13 protein-coding genes are annotated in these 14,112 nt (G+C 70.6%); all 13 read left to right on the top strand.

All coding sequences use genetic code 11. The annotated features are described in order from the left end of the window. Nucleotides 1-684 precede the first annotated feature (684 nt). The 13 genes from M8J73_RS23510 to M8J73_RS23450 all read left to right on the top strand — a co-directional run bounded on the left by M8J73_RS23510 (nucleotide 685) and on the right by M8J73_RS23450 (nucleotide 14,083). Nucleotides 685-1,230: a LemA family protein gene (locus M8J73_RS23510; RefSeq protein WP_055521858.1), complete on the top strand. Its 546-nt coding sequence runs from the start codon at nucleotides 685-687 to the stop codon at nucleotides 1,228-1,230. 398 nt (nucleotides 1,231-1,628) lie between these two features. After that, on the top strand, nucleotides 1,629-2,534 hold the full coding sequence (gene pdxS / locus M8J73_RS23505) for a pyridoxal 5'-phosphate synthase lyase subunit PdxS (RefSeq protein WP_272170223.1): 906 nt from the start codon (nucleotides 1,629-1,631) through the stop codon (nucleotides 2,532-2,534). Nucleotides 2,535-2,540: 6 nt separating this feature from the next. Beyond that, entirely contained in the window at nucleotides 2,541-3,149 is a 609-nt protein-coding gene (pdxT, locus tag M8J73_RS23500) for a pyridoxal 5'-phosphate synthase glutaminase subunit PdxT (RefSeq protein ID WP_055542643.1), read from the top strand. A 48-nt stretch (nucleotides 3,150-3,197) separates the two neighbouring features. Further along, on the top strand, nucleotides 3,198-3,950 hold the full coding sequence (locus M8J73_RS23495; RefSeq protein WP_055542644.1) for a YebC/PmpR family DNA-binding transcriptional regulator: 753 nt from the start codon (nucleotides 3,198-3,200) through the stop codon (nucleotides 3,948-3,950). 140 nt (nucleotides 3,951-4,090) lie between these two features. Next, a complete protein-coding gene (gene ruvC, locus M8J73_RS23490) occupies nucleotides 4,091-4,639 on the top strand; it encodes a crossover junction endodeoxyribonuclease RuvC (protein WP_249829019.1) in 549 nt (182 codons plus the stop codon). Continuing rightward, nucleotides 4,636-5,241: a Holliday junction branch migration protein RuvA gene (gene ruvA / locus M8J73_RS23485; RefSeq protein ID WP_055543405.1), complete on the top strand. Its 606-nt coding sequence runs from the start codon at nucleotides 4,636-4,638 to the stop codon at nucleotides 5,239-5,241. Before ruvC ends, ruvA begins: the two co-directional genes overlap by 4 nt. A gap of 96 nt (nucleotides 5,242-5,337) precedes the next feature. Further along, nucleotides 5,338-6,408: a Holliday junction branch migration DNA helicase RuvB gene (ruvB, locus tag M8J73_RS23480; protein WP_249829018.1), complete on the top strand. Its 1,071-nt coding sequence runs from the start codon at nucleotides 5,338-5,340 to the stop codon at nucleotides 6,406-6,408. 174 nt (nucleotides 6,409-6,582) lie between these two features. Continuing rightward, nucleotides 6,583-7,077 carry a preprotein translocase subunit YajC gene (yajC, locus tag M8J73_RS23475; RefSeq protein WP_055541092.1) on the top strand — a complete coding sequence of 165 codons (495 nt, stop codon included), beginning with the start codon at nucleotides 6,583-6,585 and terminating at the stop codon, nucleotides 7,075-7,077. Nucleotides 7,078-7,210: 133 nt separating this feature from the next. Further along, entirely contained in the window at nucleotides 7,211-8,995 is a 1,785-nt protein-coding gene (gene secD, locus M8J73_RS23470) for a protein translocase subunit SecD (RefSeq protein WP_055541093.1), read from the top strand. A 1-nt stretch (nucleotide 8,996) separates the two neighbouring features. Beyond that, nucleotides 8,997-10,091, top strand: a complete 1,095-nt coding sequence (gene secF, locus M8J73_RS23465) for a protein translocase subunit SecF (protein WP_055541094.1) — start codon at nucleotides 8,997-8,999, stop codon at nucleotides 10,089-10,091. Beyond that, entirely contained in the window at nucleotides 10,088-10,627 is a 540-nt protein-coding gene (locus M8J73_RS23460) for an adenine phosphoribosyltransferase (RefSeq protein ID WP_055541095.1), read from the top strand. Before secF ends, M8J73_RS23460 begins: the two co-directional genes overlap by 4 nt. A gap of 254 nt (nucleotides 10,628-10,881) precedes the next feature. Further along, on the top strand, nucleotides 10,882-11,316 hold the full coding sequence (locus M8J73_RS23455) for a hypothetical protein (RefSeq protein WP_249829017.1): 435 nt from the start codon (nucleotides 10,882-10,884) through the stop codon (nucleotides 11,314-11,316). Between the two features lie 190 nt (nucleotides 11,317-11,506). Beyond that, nucleotides 11,507-14,083, top strand: coding sequence for a RelA/SpoT family protein (locus M8J73_RS23450; protein WP_249829016.1), 2,577 nt, complete (start codon nucleotides 11,507-11,509; stop codon nucleotides 14,081-14,083). Nucleotides 14,084-14,112: the final 29 nt, after the last annotated feature.

The following is a 14,112-nucleotide window of genomic DNA, read 5'->3' as shown; positions in this document are numbered from 1 at the left end:
CCGCCTCGGCGGCAGTGCGGGCCGGGGCTCTGACGGCCGGGCTTCGGGTGGGTCCGGCGGGCGCGCCCGGCAGCCGAGCCCTCCCGGCGGGCGAAGTCGCGGTGCCGCGGCCAGGAGGGGGCCCCTTGGCCGGACGGCCCCGGCGGCGGCACGGGCTGGTGCCCGTACGCCGGGCCTCGGGCGGGCCGGGGCGGAGGCCCGCCTCGGCGGCAGTGCGGGCCGGGGCTCTGACGGCCGGGCTTCGGGTGGGTCCGGCGGGCGCGCCCGGCAGCCGAGCCCTCCCGGCGGGCGAAGTCGCGGTGCCGCGGCCAGGAGGGGGCCCCTTGGCCGGACGGCCCCGGCGGCGGCACGGGCTGGTGCCCGTACGCCGGGCCTCGGGCGGGCCGGGGCGGAGGCCCGCCTCGGCGGCAGTGCGGGCCGGGGCTCTGACGGCCGGGCTTCGGGTGGGTCCGGCGGGCGTGCCCGGCAGCCGAGCCCTCCCGGCGGGCGAAGTCGCGGTGCCGCGGCCAGGAGGGGGCCCCTTGGCCGGACGGCCCCGGCGGCGGCACGGGCTGGTGCCCGTACGCCGGGCCTCGGGCGGGCCGGGGCGGAGGCCCGCCTCGGCGGCAGTGCGGGCCGGGGCTCTGACGGCCGGGCTTCGGGTGGGTCCGGCGGGCGTGCTCGGCACCGGTAGCCTTGCGGCCCGTGACTTCGACACTCATCTGGATCGCGGTCGTCCTCTTCGCGATCGGCCTCTACCTGAGCTGGACGGCGGGGCGCCTCGACCGTCTGCACGCGCGCATCGACGCCGCCCGTGCCGCGCTCGACGCGCAGTTGCTGCGCCGTGCCTCGGTCGCCCAGGAACTGGCCACCTCCGGGGTGCTGGACCCGGCCGCCTCCATCGTGCTCTACGAGGCGGCGCACGCCGCGCGGCAGGCCGAGGAGGAGCAGCGCGAGGTCGCCGAGAGCGAGCTGAGCCAGGCGCTGCGCGCCGTGTTCGGCGAGGCGCAGCAGGTGGAGGCGGTACGGGAGGCGCCCGGAGGAGAGGACGCCGCGAACGAGCTGGCCCAGGCCGTCCGCCGGGTCCCCATGGCCCGCCGCTTCCACAACGACGCCGTGCGCGCGGCCCGCGCCCTGCGCCGCCACCGCAAGGTCCGCTGGTTCCGTCTCGCCGGCCACGCGCCCTTCCCGCTGGCCTTCGAGATGGACGACGAGCCCCCGGCCGCCCTGGCCGACCGACCGACGACCTGACGACGGCGGCGCGGGTACGGCGACGGGGGCCGAGGGCAAGCCAGGGCCGCAACGCTGCTGGTCACAGGCGCAGGGCGCCGCCTGAACAACCACGCGTCCAGCCGCACCCGCCGCACATCCAGGCCCACCCCGAGCGGCTCCGCGCACACCGCCCGAGCGGCTCCGCGCACACCGCCCGAGCGGCTCCGCGTGCGGCGCTCGACCGGCTCCGCGCACACCGTCCGGGCTGCTCCGCGTATGGCGCTCGACCGGCTCCGCGCCCCCGCCCTGGCCGACCCCGCGGCCGGAAAACGATCCACCGCCTCTCCATTGGCCCTTGCAGTGGCCTGTGCCTCTCCCGTTTCCTCGGTGATTGCAGAAACCCTCTTCCACCGAGCGAGGTCGAACCCGTGTCCAGCTTGCCCAACTCCGCCGCCCAGACCCCCGAGACCGGCACTGCCCGCGTGAAGCGCGGCATGGCCGAGCAGCTCAAGGGCGGTGTGATCATGGACGTCGTCACCCCGGAGCAGGCGAAGATCGCCGAGGACGCGGGCGCGGTCGCGGTCATGGCCCTGGAGCGGGTCCCGGCCGACATCCGCAAGGACGGCGGCGTCGCCCGTATGTCCGACCCGGACATGATCGAGGGCATCATCGAGGCCGTCTCCATCCCGGTCATGGCCAAGTCCCGCATCGGCCACTTCGTCGAGGCCCAGGTCCTGCAGTCCCTCGGCGTCGACTACATCGACGAGTCCGAGGTCCTCACCCCGGCCGACGAGGTCAACCACTCCGACAAGTGGGCGTTCACCACCCCCTTCGTCTGCGGCGCCACCAACCTCGGCGAGGCCCTGCGCCGTATCGCCGAGGGCGCGGCCATGATCCGCTCCAAGGGCGAGGCCGGCACCGGCAACGTCGTCGAGGCCGTGCGACACCTGCGCCAGATCAAGAACGAGATCGCCAAGCTGCGCGGCTTCGACAACAACGAGCTGTACGCCGCCGCCAAGGAGCTGCGCGCCCCGTACGAGCTGGTCAAGGAGGTCGCCGAGCTGGGCAAGCTCCCGGTCGTCCTCTTCTCCGCCGGTGGTGTCGCCACCCCCGCCGACGCCGCGCTGATGCGCCAGCTGGGCGCCGAGGGCGTCTTCGTCGGCTCCGGCATCTTCAAGTCGGGTGACCCGGCCAAGCGCGCCGCCGCCATCGTGAAGGCCACCACCTTCTACGACGACCCGAAGATCATCGCGGACGCCTCCCGCAACCTGGGCGAGGCCATGGTCGGCATCAACTGCGACACCCTCCCCGAGGCCGAGCGCTACGCGAACCGGGGCTGGTAAGCACCCATGAGCAACACCCCCGTCATAGGCGTCCTGGCCCTCCAGGGTGACGTACGGGAGCACCTCATCGCCCTGGCCGCGGCGGACGCCGTGGCCAGGCCGGTGCGGCGCCCCGAGGAACTCGCCGAGGTGGACGGCCTCGTCATCCCCGGCGGCGAGTCCACCACCATCTCCAAGCTGGCCGTTCTCTTCGGCCTCATGGAGCCCCTGCGCACGCGTGTCCGCTCCGGACTGCCCGTGTACGGCACCTGCGCCGGCCTGATCATGCTCGCCGACAAGATCCTCGACCCGCGTTCGGGGCAGGAGACCATCGGCGGCATCGACATGATCGTGCGCCGCAACGCCTTCGGGCGTCAGAACGAGTCCTTCGAGGCGGCGGTCGACGTGACGGGCGTCGAGGGCGCTCCCGTGGAGGGCGTCTTCATCCGCGCCCCCTGGGTGGAGTCCGTGGGCGCGCAGACGGAAGTGCTGGCCGAGCACGACGGTCACATCGTCGCCGTACGTCAGGGCAACGCGCTGGCCACGTCGTTCCACCCGGAGCTGACCGGCGACCACCGCCTGCACGCCCTCTTTGTCGACATGGTGCGCGCGAACCGGGCGGCGGGATCCTTGTAGGATCTCTGGGGTTCGTACGGAGTTGGGTAACGCGAAGGAGACAGGCAGATGTCCGGCCACTCTAAATGGGCTACGACGAAGCACAAGAAGGCCGTGATCGACGCCAAGCGCGGCAAGCTCTTCGCGAAGCTGATCAAGAACATCGAAGTCGCGGCCCGGATGGGCGGCGTGGACCTCGAGGGCAACCCGACGCTCTACGACGCCGTGCAGAAGGCGAAGAAGCAGTCGGTTCCCAACAAGAACATCGACTCCGCGATCAAGCGCGGCGGCGGTCTCGAGGCCGGTGGCGCCGACTACGAGACGATCATGTACGAGGGCTACGGTCCGAACGGTGTCGCGGTGCTCATCGAGTGCCTCACCGACAACCGCAACCGCGCCGCCTCCGACGTCCGCGTCGCCATGACCCGCAACGGCGGCTCGATGGCCGACCCGGGTTCCGTGTCGTACCTCTTCAACCGCAAGGGCGTCGTGATCGTCCCCAAGGGCGAGCTGTCCGAGGACGACGTCCTGGAGGTCGTGCTCGACGCGGGCGCCGAGGAGGTCAACGACCTGGGCGAGTCCTTCGAGGTGCTCAGCGAGGCCACCGACCTGGTCGCGGTCCGTACCTCCCTCCAGGACGCCGGGATCGACTACGACTCCGCCGAGGCCAACTTCGTCCCGACCATGCAGGTCGAGCTGGACGAGGAGGGCGCCAAGAAGATCTTCAAGCTGATCGACGCCCTCGAGGACAGCGACGACGTCCAGAACGTCTTCGCGAACTTCGACGTCAGCGACGACGTGATGGCCAAGGTCGACGCGTAACCGCCGCGAGCCGGACGGACTCCACGTTCGAGCGGACTCCCACGGGCCGACGGGACACACCCCGTCGGCCCGTCGCGTTGTCGGCCGTTGTCAGTGGCACCCGATAGCCTGCACAAACAGGTGATCGATGGGAGGGGCGCGTGCGCGTACTGGGGGTGGACCCGGGGCTGACCCGCTGCGGAGTCGGGGTCGTGGAGGGCGTCGCCGGACGGCCGCTGACCATGCTCGGCGTCGGTGTCGTCCGTACGCCGGCGGACGCCGACCTCGGCCACCGCCTCGTCGCCGTGGAGCAGGGCATCGAGCAGTGGCTCGACGAGCACCGCCCCGAATTCGTCGCCGTGGAGCGGGTGTTCAGCCAGCACAACGTCCGCACGGTCATGGGCACCGCCCAGGCCAGCGCCGTCGCCATGCTGTGCGCGGCCCGCCGCGGCATCCCGGTCGCCCTGCACACCCCCAGCGAGGTCAAGGCCGCCGTCACCGGCAGCGGCCGCGCCGACAAGGCCCAGGTCGGCGCCATGGTCACCCGTCTGCTGCGGCTCGACGCGCCCCCGAAGCCGGCGGATGCCGCCGACGCCCTCGCCCTCGCCATCTGCCACATCTGGCGGGCCCCCGCCCAGAACCGCCTCCAGCAGGCCGTCGCCCTGCACGCAGCCCAAGCACCGCACGCACGGAAAGGCCGTACGGCATGATCGCCTTCGTCAGCGGCACGATCGCCGCCCTCGCTCCCGACACCGCGGTGGTCGAGGTCGGCGGCGTCGGCATGGCCGTCCAGTGCACGCCCAACACCCTCTCCACCCTGCGCCTCGGCCAGCCGGCCAAGCTCGCCACCTCCCTCGTCGTCCGCGAGGACTCCCTCACCCTCTACGGCTTCGTCGACGACGACGAGCGCCAGGTCTTCGAACTGCTCCAGACCGCGAGCGGCGTCGGCCCCCGCCTTGCCCAGGCGATGCTGGCCGTGCACACCCCCGACGGCCTGCGCCGAGCCGTGTCGACCGGAGACGAGAAGGCGCTGATCGCCGTCCCCGGCATCGGCAAGAAGGGCGCCCAGAAACTGCTGTTGGAACTGAAGGACCGCCTCGGCGAGCCCATCGGCGCCCCCGCGATCGGCGCCCCGGTCACCCAGGGCTGGCGCGACCAGCTGCACGCGGCCCTGATCGGCCTCGGCTACGCGACCCGTGAGGCCGACGAGGCAGTGTCGGCCGTCGCCCCCCAGGCCGAGGCCGCCGAAGGCACCCCGCAGGTGGGCCAGTTGCTGAAGGCCGCCCTCCAGACCCTGAACAGAGCCCGCTGACCGAGTCGTTGAGGCCGCGCACCGTACACGGGCCCGGCCCCCACGACTCCCTCACCACCGCCCCTCCACCCGACCGCGACCCGCGAGGCACAGCAGATGAACTGGGACGACACGACCGACGCGACAGCCCCCGAGCGGCTGGTGGGTTCTGTCGCCGACCGTGAGGACCAGGCCGTCGAGGCGGCCCTACGCCCCAAGGACCTGGACGAGTTCATCGGCCAGGAGAAGGTCCGCGAACAACTCGACCTCGTCCTGCGGGCCGCACGCGCACGCGGGGCGACGGCCGACCACGTCCTGCTCTCCGGCGCCCCGGGCCTCGGCAAGACCACCCTCTCCATGATCATCGCGGCCGAGATGGGCGCCCCCATCCGCATCACCTCCGGCCCTGCCATCCAGCACGCGGGCGACCTGGCCGCGATCCTCTCCTCCCTCCAGGAGGGCGAGGTCCTCTTCCTCGACGAGATCCACCGCATGTCCCGGCCCGCCGAGGAGATGCTGTACATGGCGATGGAGGACTTCCGGGTCGACGTCATCGTCGGCAAGGGCCCCGGCGCCACCGCCATCCCGCTGGAACTCCCCCCGTTCACGCTGGTCGGCGCCACCACCCGCGCGGGACTGCTGCCGCCGCCGCTGCGCGACCGCTTCGGCTTCACCGCGCACATGGAGTTCTACGAACCCGCCGAGTTGGAACGGGTCATCCACCGCTCGGCGAACCTCCTCGATGTGGAGATCAACCCGGAGGGCGCCGCCGAGATCGCCGGCCGCTCCCGCGGTACGCCCCGTATCGCCAACCGCCTGCTGCGCCGCGTCCGCGACTACGCGCAGGTCAAGGCGGACGGGATCATCACGCGCGACATCGCCGCCGCGGCCCTCGCCGTCTACGAGGTCGACGCCCGCGGCCTCGACCGTCTCGATCGCGGTGTCCTTCAGGCCCTGCTCAAACTCTTCGGCGGCGGACCGGTCGGCCTGTCCACCCTCGCCGTCGCCGTGGGGGAGGAGCGCGAGACCGTCGAAGAGGTCGCCGAACCCTTCCTCGTCCGCGAGGGACTGCTCGCCCGGACCCCCCGCGGACGGGTCGCCACCCCCGCCGCCTGGACCCACCTCGGACTCACCCCGCCACGCGGCACGACCGGCGGAAACGGACAACAGGACCTGTTCGGGGCGTGACCCTCTCGTGACGGCGCGGTACTCGCCCGGCAAGGAACCACGGTGACATGCTGTGCGTTGTTCCATCACGGTGGACTCGCTTAGACTCCGCCGATGCCGCCCTTGTCGGCAGCACACATACCCCCAACCATCAGGCCGCTCGCCATCGCGGTCGTGTGAAGGAAGTTCCGACCCGTGAGTCTCGTGACCCTCCTCCCGTTCATCGTGCTCATCGGGGCCATGATCCTGATGACCCGATCGGCCAAGAAGAAGCAGCAGCAGGCCGTCGACATGCGGAACCAGATGCAGCCCGGTTCCGGCGTCCGCACGATCGGGGGCATGTACGCGACGGTCAAGGAGGTCAGCGAGGACACGGTCCTCCTCGACGCCGGGCCGGGCGTCGAGCTGCTGTTCGCGAAGAACGCCATCGGTGCCGTCCTCAGCGACGAGGAGTACAACCGCATCGTCCACGGCATCGAGCACGACCTGAAGTCCGACGTCGTCCCGGACGACGCCTCCTCCCTCACCGAGACCGACGAGCCCTCCGACGACGCTTCCGCCGCTTCCGACGACAAGCCCATCGACCTCGGCAAGAAGGACGTGTCCGACGACGCGACCGACGAGGCCGTCGAGGCGAAGGCCGACGAAGCAGAGCCGAAGAAGACAGACGGCGAGTCCGACGCGAAGTAGTCACGTCCCGGGAGCACGGGCGACAACCGCCCGCGCCCCGGGCACGTGCCGTTCTCGCCCGGATTCCCGACACCAGTCATGGCCGCCCCCGCGCTGACCCCGCGCACGGCGGCCCGAGAGGGAGTACGAGAAGGTGGCAGCACCGAAGAAGGGCCGGAGCGCCAGCACCCAGAGCAAGCCTGGGCGCGCGCTGGCCCTCATCCTGATCGCCATCGTGGCGCTCACTGGGGGAATGTTTGCCTCCGGACACACCAAGCCGCGTCTCGGCATCGACCTCGCCGGTGGTACGAGCATCACGCTGACGGCGATCAACGAGCCCGGCCAGCCCAACGCGATCAACAAGACCAACATGGACACCGCGGTCGAGATCATGAACCGCCGTGTCAACGGTCTGGGCGTCTCCGAGGCGGAAGTGCAGACCCAGGGCAATGAGAACATCATTGTCAACATCCCCAAGGGCACGGACTCCGAGGAAGCCCGGGACCAGGTCGGCACCACCGCGAAGCTCTACTTCCGCCCCGTCGTGAAGGTCGAGGGCAGCGGCGCCGCGGCCCTCCCGACCACCCCGCCGAGCGGTGACGCCAGCGGCAGCGCCTCGCCCAGCCCGTCGAAGTCCGGCGACAAGAACGCGGACAAGGGCACCGACAAGGCGACGTCGCCCGAGTCCCCGAGCCCCACGGGCTCCGCGACCTCGCAGGGCCGCGCCGTCACCGACGCGCTGAAGGCCGACCCGACGCCGACCCCGAGCGGCTCCGGCTCCCCGAAGGCCTCCGACAAGGCTTCGCCGACCCCCACCCCGAGCGGTGACCAGGCCACCAAGGACCTGGACGACGCGTTCGCGAAGCTCGACTGCAGCGACCCGAAGCAGCGGGCCGCGGTCGGCAAGGGCAAGAACGACCAGCCCATCATCGCCTGCGGTGAGGAAGCCCCGAAGGTCTGGAGCAAGTTCCTGCTCGGCCCGGTCGGCGTCGACGGCACGGAGATCACCAAGGCGCAGGCGATCCTGGACACCCAGAACGCGGGTGGGTGGAAGGTCGTCATGGACTTCGACTCCCAGGGCAGCAAGAAGTTCCTCGACGTCACCACCAAGCTCGCCGGCCAGCCCTCCCCGCAGAACCAGTTCGCGATCGTCCTGGACTCCGAGGTGGTCTCGCACCCCGAGGTGAACGGCCCGATCTCCGGTGGCAAGGCCGAGATCTCCGGCAGCTTCACCCAGGAAGAGGCCCAGAACCTCTCCAACATGCTGTCGTACGGCGCGCTCCCGCTGACCTTCAAGGAGTCCAGCGTCACCACGGTGGACGCCGCGCTCGGTGGTGAGCAGCTGCACGCGGGTCTGGTCGCCGGCGCCATCGGGCTCGCCCTGGTCGTGATCTACCTGCTCGTGTACTACCGCGGCCTGTCGTTCATCGCGATCGCCTCGCTGCTGGTCTCCGCGGCGCTCACCTACGTGATCATGTCGTTGCTCGGGCCGGCCATCAACTTCGCGCTGAACCTGCCGGCGGTGTGCGGTGCGATCGTCGCGATCGGTATCACGGCGGACTCGTTCATCGTGTACTTCGAACGCGTCCGGGACGAGATCCGCGAGGGCCGTACGCTCCGTCCGGCCGTCGAGCGCGCCTGGCCGCGTGCCCGACGCACCATCCTGGTCTCCGACTTCGTGTCGTTCCTCGCCGCTGCGGTGCTCTTCGTGGTCACCGTCGGCAAGGTCCAGGGCTTCGCGTTCACGCTCGGCCTGACCACCCTGCTCGACGTCGTCGTGGTGTTCTTCTTCACCAAGCCGTTGCTGACGCTGATGGCCCGCAGGAAGTTCTTCGCAGGCGGCCACCGCTGGTCCGGCCTCGACCCGAAGAGCCTGGGTGTGCAGCCCCCGCTGCGCCGCACGCGTCGTCCCGCCCCCGCCGACCCGAAGGAGGCCTGAGATGTCCAAGCTCGGTGACCTCGGAGCACGACTCCACCGCGGCGAGGTCGGCTACGACTTCGTCGGCAACCGCAAGATCTGGTACGCGGTCTCCATCCTGATCACCATCACGGCCATCCTCGGCCTGGCGGTGCGCGGCATGAACATGGGCATCGAGTTCCAGGGCGGTGCCGTCTTCACCACCCCGAAGACCAGCGTCTCCTCCACCCAGGCCGAGGAGGTCGCGGAGAAGGCGTCCGGCCACGACGCGATCGTGCAGGGCCTCGGCACCGGTGCGCTGCGGATCCAGGTCTCCGGTGTGGACACCGGCCAGGCCGACCGGATCAAGCAGGACATCGCCGAGGACCTCAAGCTCGACCCGGACAAGATCAGCGCGGAGCTGGTCGGCCCCAGCTGGGGTGACCAGATTGCCAACAAGGCATGGCAGGGCCTCGCCATCTTCCTGGTCCTCGTGGTGATCTACCTGGCGATCGCGTTCGAGTGGCGCATGGCCGTCGCCGCGTTCGTCGCCCTGATCCACGACATCACCATCACCGTCGGCATCTACGCCCTCGTCGGCTTCGAGGTGACGCCGGGTACGGTGATCGGTCTGCTGACCATCCTCGGCTACTCGCTCTACGACACGGTCGTCGTCTTCGACAGCCTCAAGGAGCAGACGAAGGACATCACCAAGCAGACCCGCTGGACCTACAGCGACATCGCCAACCGCTCGATCAACAGCACCCTGGTGCGGTCCATCAACACCACGGTGGTCGCGCTGCTGCCGGTCGCCGGTCTGCTCTTCATCGGTGGCGGTGTCCTCGGCGCGGGCATGCTCAACGACATCTCGCTGTCGCTGTTCGTCGGTCTCGCGGCCGGTGCGTACTCCTCGATCTTCATCGCCACGCCGCTCGTCGCCGACCTCAAGGAGCGCGAGCCGCAGATGAAGGCCCTGAAGAAGCGGGTCCTCGCCAAGCGCGCCCAGGCCGAGCAGACGGTGGAGACGGCCGCCGACGGCCCTCACGGGGACCAGCACGAGGACGCGACGCCCGCCGTGGTCGGGCCGCGCTCCCAGTCCGGGGCCCGCAGCCGGGGCCGGGGCGGTAAGCGGCGATGACCGACGTCAAGGAACTGCTGCTCAGCCGCATCCGTGATGTCGCGGACTACCCGGAGCCGGGGGTGATGTTCAAGGACATCACCCCGCTGCTGGCCGACCCGGCGGCGTTCACCGCGCTGACGGACGCGCTGGCCGAGGTCACCGTGCGGCACGGTGCCACGAAGATCGTCGGCCTGGAGGCCCGCGGCTTCATCCTGGGCGCCCCGGCCGCGGTCCGGGCCGGCGTCGGCTTCATCCCCGTACGCAAGGCGGGCAAGCTCCCCGGAGCGACGCTCAGCCAGGCGTACGAGCTGGAGTACGGCTCCGCCGAGATCGAGGTGCACGCCGAGGACCTCGTCGTGGGTGACCGCGTCATGGTCATCGACGACGTCCTCGCCACCGGTGGCACCGCCGAGGCCTCCCTTCAGCTGATCCGCCGCGCGGGCGCCGATGTGGCCGGCGTCGCGGTGCTGATGGAACTGGCGTTCCTGGCCGGACGGCAGCGTCTGGAGTCGGCGCTCGGCGGAGCGCCGCTGGAGGCGCTGATCACCGTCTGAGACGGTTCGCGCGACCACACGGAACGGGCGCCCCGGGATTCGTCCCCGGGGCGCCCGTTCCGTGTGTGGACGTTCGCCACCCGCCGCGTACACGTTCTTTGCTTGTGGTTCACATGTTCGCCATACGTAATTGCGGAACACAAGAAACCTCTGGCGAAAGCTCAGATCTTGCTCAATGCGGTTGGATTTGCATGATCGCTCCTGCCAAGATCGATCCCGAACTCCCCGGAAGGGGAGAAAACGGGAGGAAAAGTATGACCATCACGCGCAAGTTCGCGTCCGGCGCCATCGCCGTGGCGTCCGTCGCGGCCCTGTCCGCCGCGGCCGCCCCGGCCGGCGCCGCACCCAAGGCGGCCGACACCACCGTCACGACCGTCGCCCTCAAGGCGAACCCCTGCACCAGCTGGAAGAACGCCGTCGGCATCCCGGGCAAGTGGAGCAAGTCCAAGTACGGCTGCGCCATCCTCGGCCGACCGGGTCTGAAGGTCACCTACCGCTGGGCCGCCGAGCGCGGCACGCCCTGCATCAAGGTGAAGGGCTTCGTCAAGGGCGGCCCGAAGGGCTTCAAGACCAAGTGGTACAACGCCGGCTGCGGCAAGTCCGGCTTCATCAAGAACGTCCCCTGGGGCAATGTCGCGGCGGACCGTGAGATCCAGATCAAGGGAGCCTCGCTGCTCAAGTGGCGCTGATGCCTGACGTGCGGTAACTGACCACTACACGCACCCCGAGGCGGGCCCGGAGGAATCCGGTGCCCGCCTCTCGCGTTTCACGGGTAGACGGCCCTCACAGTGGCCTGAAGGCGATCCCGGGACGCAGGATCGCTACCATGGGTGCTCCGGAGCCTGACCGGGGGACCCGGATCGCGCACGAGGAGCCCTCTTGGCAGACGAGGCCCAGCACCTGACCGCCGCCAAGCCCGAGTCCGCCTCGGGCCCCGCGGCCAAGCCCGCGCAGAACGCGACGCAGGCGAAGAACCCCGCGCAGGGCTCCGTCGAGCACGCCCAGTCCGCGCCCGCCGACAAGGCCGCCGAGCCGTCGCGCCCCAAGCCCGCCCCCGCCGCCGACTCCGGCCGGACCGGGGCGGACCCGGTGCCCGAGCGCCCTGCGTCAGCCCCGGCGCCCCCGGCCCGGTCCGCCGCCCCGGGCCAGCCCGCCCGCTCCGGCTCCTCCAACCGCGTCCGCGCCCGGCTCGCCCGGCTCGGCGTGCAGCGCTCCAACCCGTACAACCCGGTCCTGGAGCCGCTGCTGCGGATCGTGCGCAGCAACGACCCGAAGATCGAGACGTCGACGCTCCGCCAGATCGAGAAGGCCTACCAGGTCGCCGAGCGCTGGCACCGGGGCCAGAAGCGCAAGAGCGGCGACCCGTACATCACCCACCCCCTCGCGGTGACCACGATCCTCGCCGAGCTGGGCATGGATCCGGCCACCTTGATGGCGGGCCTGCTCCACGACACGGTCGAGGACACCGAGTACGGCCTCGACCAGCTCCGCCGCGACTTCGGCGACTCCGTCGCCCTCCTCGTCGACGGCGTCACCAAGCTGGACAAGGTCAAGTTCGGTGAGGCCGCCCAGGCCGAGACCGTGCGCAAGATGGTCGTCGCCATGGCCAAGGACCCCCGTGTCCTGGTCATCAAGCTCGCCGACCGCCTGCACAACATGCGCACCATGCGCTACCTCAAGCGCGAGAAACAGGAGAAGAAGGCGCGCGAGACCCTGGAGATCTACGCGCCGCTCGCCCACCGCCTGGGCATGAACACCATCAAGTGGGAGCTGGAGGACCTCGCCTTCGCGATCCTCTACCCCAAGATGTACGACGAGATCGTCCGCCTCGTCGCCGAGCGGGCCCCCAAGCGCGACGAGTACCTCGCCATAGTGACCGACGAGGTGCAGCAGGACCTGCGCGCGGCCCGTATCAAGGCGACCGTCACCGGCCGCCCGAAGCACTACTACAGCGTCTACCAGAAGATGATCGTCCGCGGCCGCGACTTCGCGGAGATCTACGACCTGGTCGGCATCCGCGTCCTGGTGGACACCGTCCGCGACTGCTACGCGGCCCTGGGCACCGTCCACGCCCGCTGGAACCCGGTTCCGGGGCGGTTCAAGGACTACATCGCGATGCCCAAGTTCAACATGTACCAGTCGCTGCACACGACGGTCATCGGGCCCAACGGCAAGCCCGTCGAACTCCAGATCCGCACGTTCGACATGCACCGCCGCGCCGAGTACGGCATCGCCGCGCACTGGAAGTACAAGCAGGAAGCCGTCGCCGGCGCCTCCAAGGTGCGCACGGACGCCCCTCGGACCTCCGGCAAGGACGACCATCTCAACGACATGGCGTGGCTGCGCCAGCTACTGGACTGGCAGAAGGAGACCGAGGACCCCGGAGAGTTCCTGGAGTCCCTGCGCTTCGACCTGTCCCGCAACGAGGTCTTCGTCTTCACCCCGAAGGGCGACGTCATAGCGCTGCCGGCCAGCGCCACGCCCGTCGACTTCGCGTACGCGGTGCACACCGAGGTCGGCCACCGCACCATAGGTGCCCGCGTCAACGGCCGCCTGGTGCCCCTCGAATCCACCCTCGACAACGGCGACCTGGTGGAGGTCTTCACCTCCAAGGCGGCCGGCGCGGGCCCCTCCCGCGACTGGCTCGGCTTCGTGAAGTCGCCGCGCGCCCGCAACAAGATCCGCGCCTGGTTCTCCAAGGAGCGTCGCGACGAGGCCATCGAGCAGGGCAAGGACGCCATCGTCCGCGCCATGCGCAAGCAGAACCTGCCGATCCAGCGCATCCTCACCGGCGACTCCCTGGTCACCCTCGCGCACGAGATGCGCTACCCGGACATCTCCGCGCTGTACGCCGCCATAGGCGAGGGCCATGTCTCCGCGCAGAGCGTCGTGCAGAAGCTCGTCCAGGCCCTCGGCGGCGAGGAGGCGGCCACCGAGGAGATCGACGAGTCGGTACCGCCCACCCGCAGCCGCCGCAAGCGACGCGCCAGCAACGACCCCGGTGTCGTCGTCAAGGGCGTCGACGACGTCTGGGTCAAACTGGCCCGCTGCTGCACCCCCGTCCCCGGCGACCCGATCATCGGCTTCGTCACCCGGGGCAGCGGAGTCTCGGTCCACCGCAACGACTGCGTCAATGTCGAGTCGCTGTCCCGGGAACCCGAGCGCATCCTCGAGGTCGAGTGGGCGCCCACCCAGTCCTCGGTCTTCCTCGTCGCCATACAGGTCGAGGCCCTGGACCGCTCCCGGCTGCTGTCGGACGTCACCCGCGTCCTGTCCGACCAGCACGTCAACATCCTGTCGGCGGCCGTCCAGACCTCCCGCGACCGCGTCGCCACCTCCCGCTTCACCTTCGAGATGGGCGACCCGAAGCACCTGGGCCACGTCCTGAAGGCCGTCAGGGGAGTGGAAGGCGTCTACGACGTCTACCGGGTGACGTCGGCGCGCAGGCCCGGCTGACCCGGGCGGACCGGAAGCCGACCCGGGCC

It is taken from the genome of Streptomyces neyagawaensis (assembly GCF_023516595.1).
Classification (GTDB): Bacteria; Actinomycetota; Actinomycetes; order Streptomycetales; family Streptomycetaceae; genus Streptomyces; species Streptomyces neyagawaensis.
The sequence above is the reverse complement of the archived record's forward strand: the minus strand, read 5'-3'. Positions and strand labels throughout refer to the sequence as shown.

Bases quoted from the DNA above. Each gene is read 5' to 3' on its own strand.
- M8J73_RS23460 (WP_055541095.1), top strand. From the start codon at position 10,088: ATGACCGACGTCAAGGAACTGCTGCTCAGCCGCATCCGTGATGTCGCG.
- M8J73_RS23455 (WP_249829017.1), top strand. From the start codon at position 10,882: ATGACCATCACGCGCAAGTTCGCGTCCGGCGCCATCGCCGTGGCGTCC.
- ruvB (WP_249829018.1), top strand. From the start codon at position 5,338: ATGAACTGGGACGACACGACCGACGCGACAGCCCCCGAGCGGCTGGTG.
- pdxT (WP_055542643.1), top strand. From the start codon at position 2,541: ATGAGCAACACCCCCGTCATAGGCGTCCTGGCCCTCCAGGGTGACGTA.
- ruvA (WP_055543405.1), top strand. From the start codon at position 4,636: ATGATCGCCTTCGTCAGCGGCACGATCGCCGCCCTCGCTCCCGACACC.
- secF (WP_055541094.1), top strand. From the start codon at position 8,997: ATGTCCAAGCTCGGTGACCTCGGAGCACGACTCCACCGCGGCGAGGTC.
- M8J73_RS23495 (WP_055542644.1), top strand. From the start codon at position 3,198: ATGTCCGGCCACTCTAAATGGGCTACGACGAAGCACAAGAAGGCCGTG.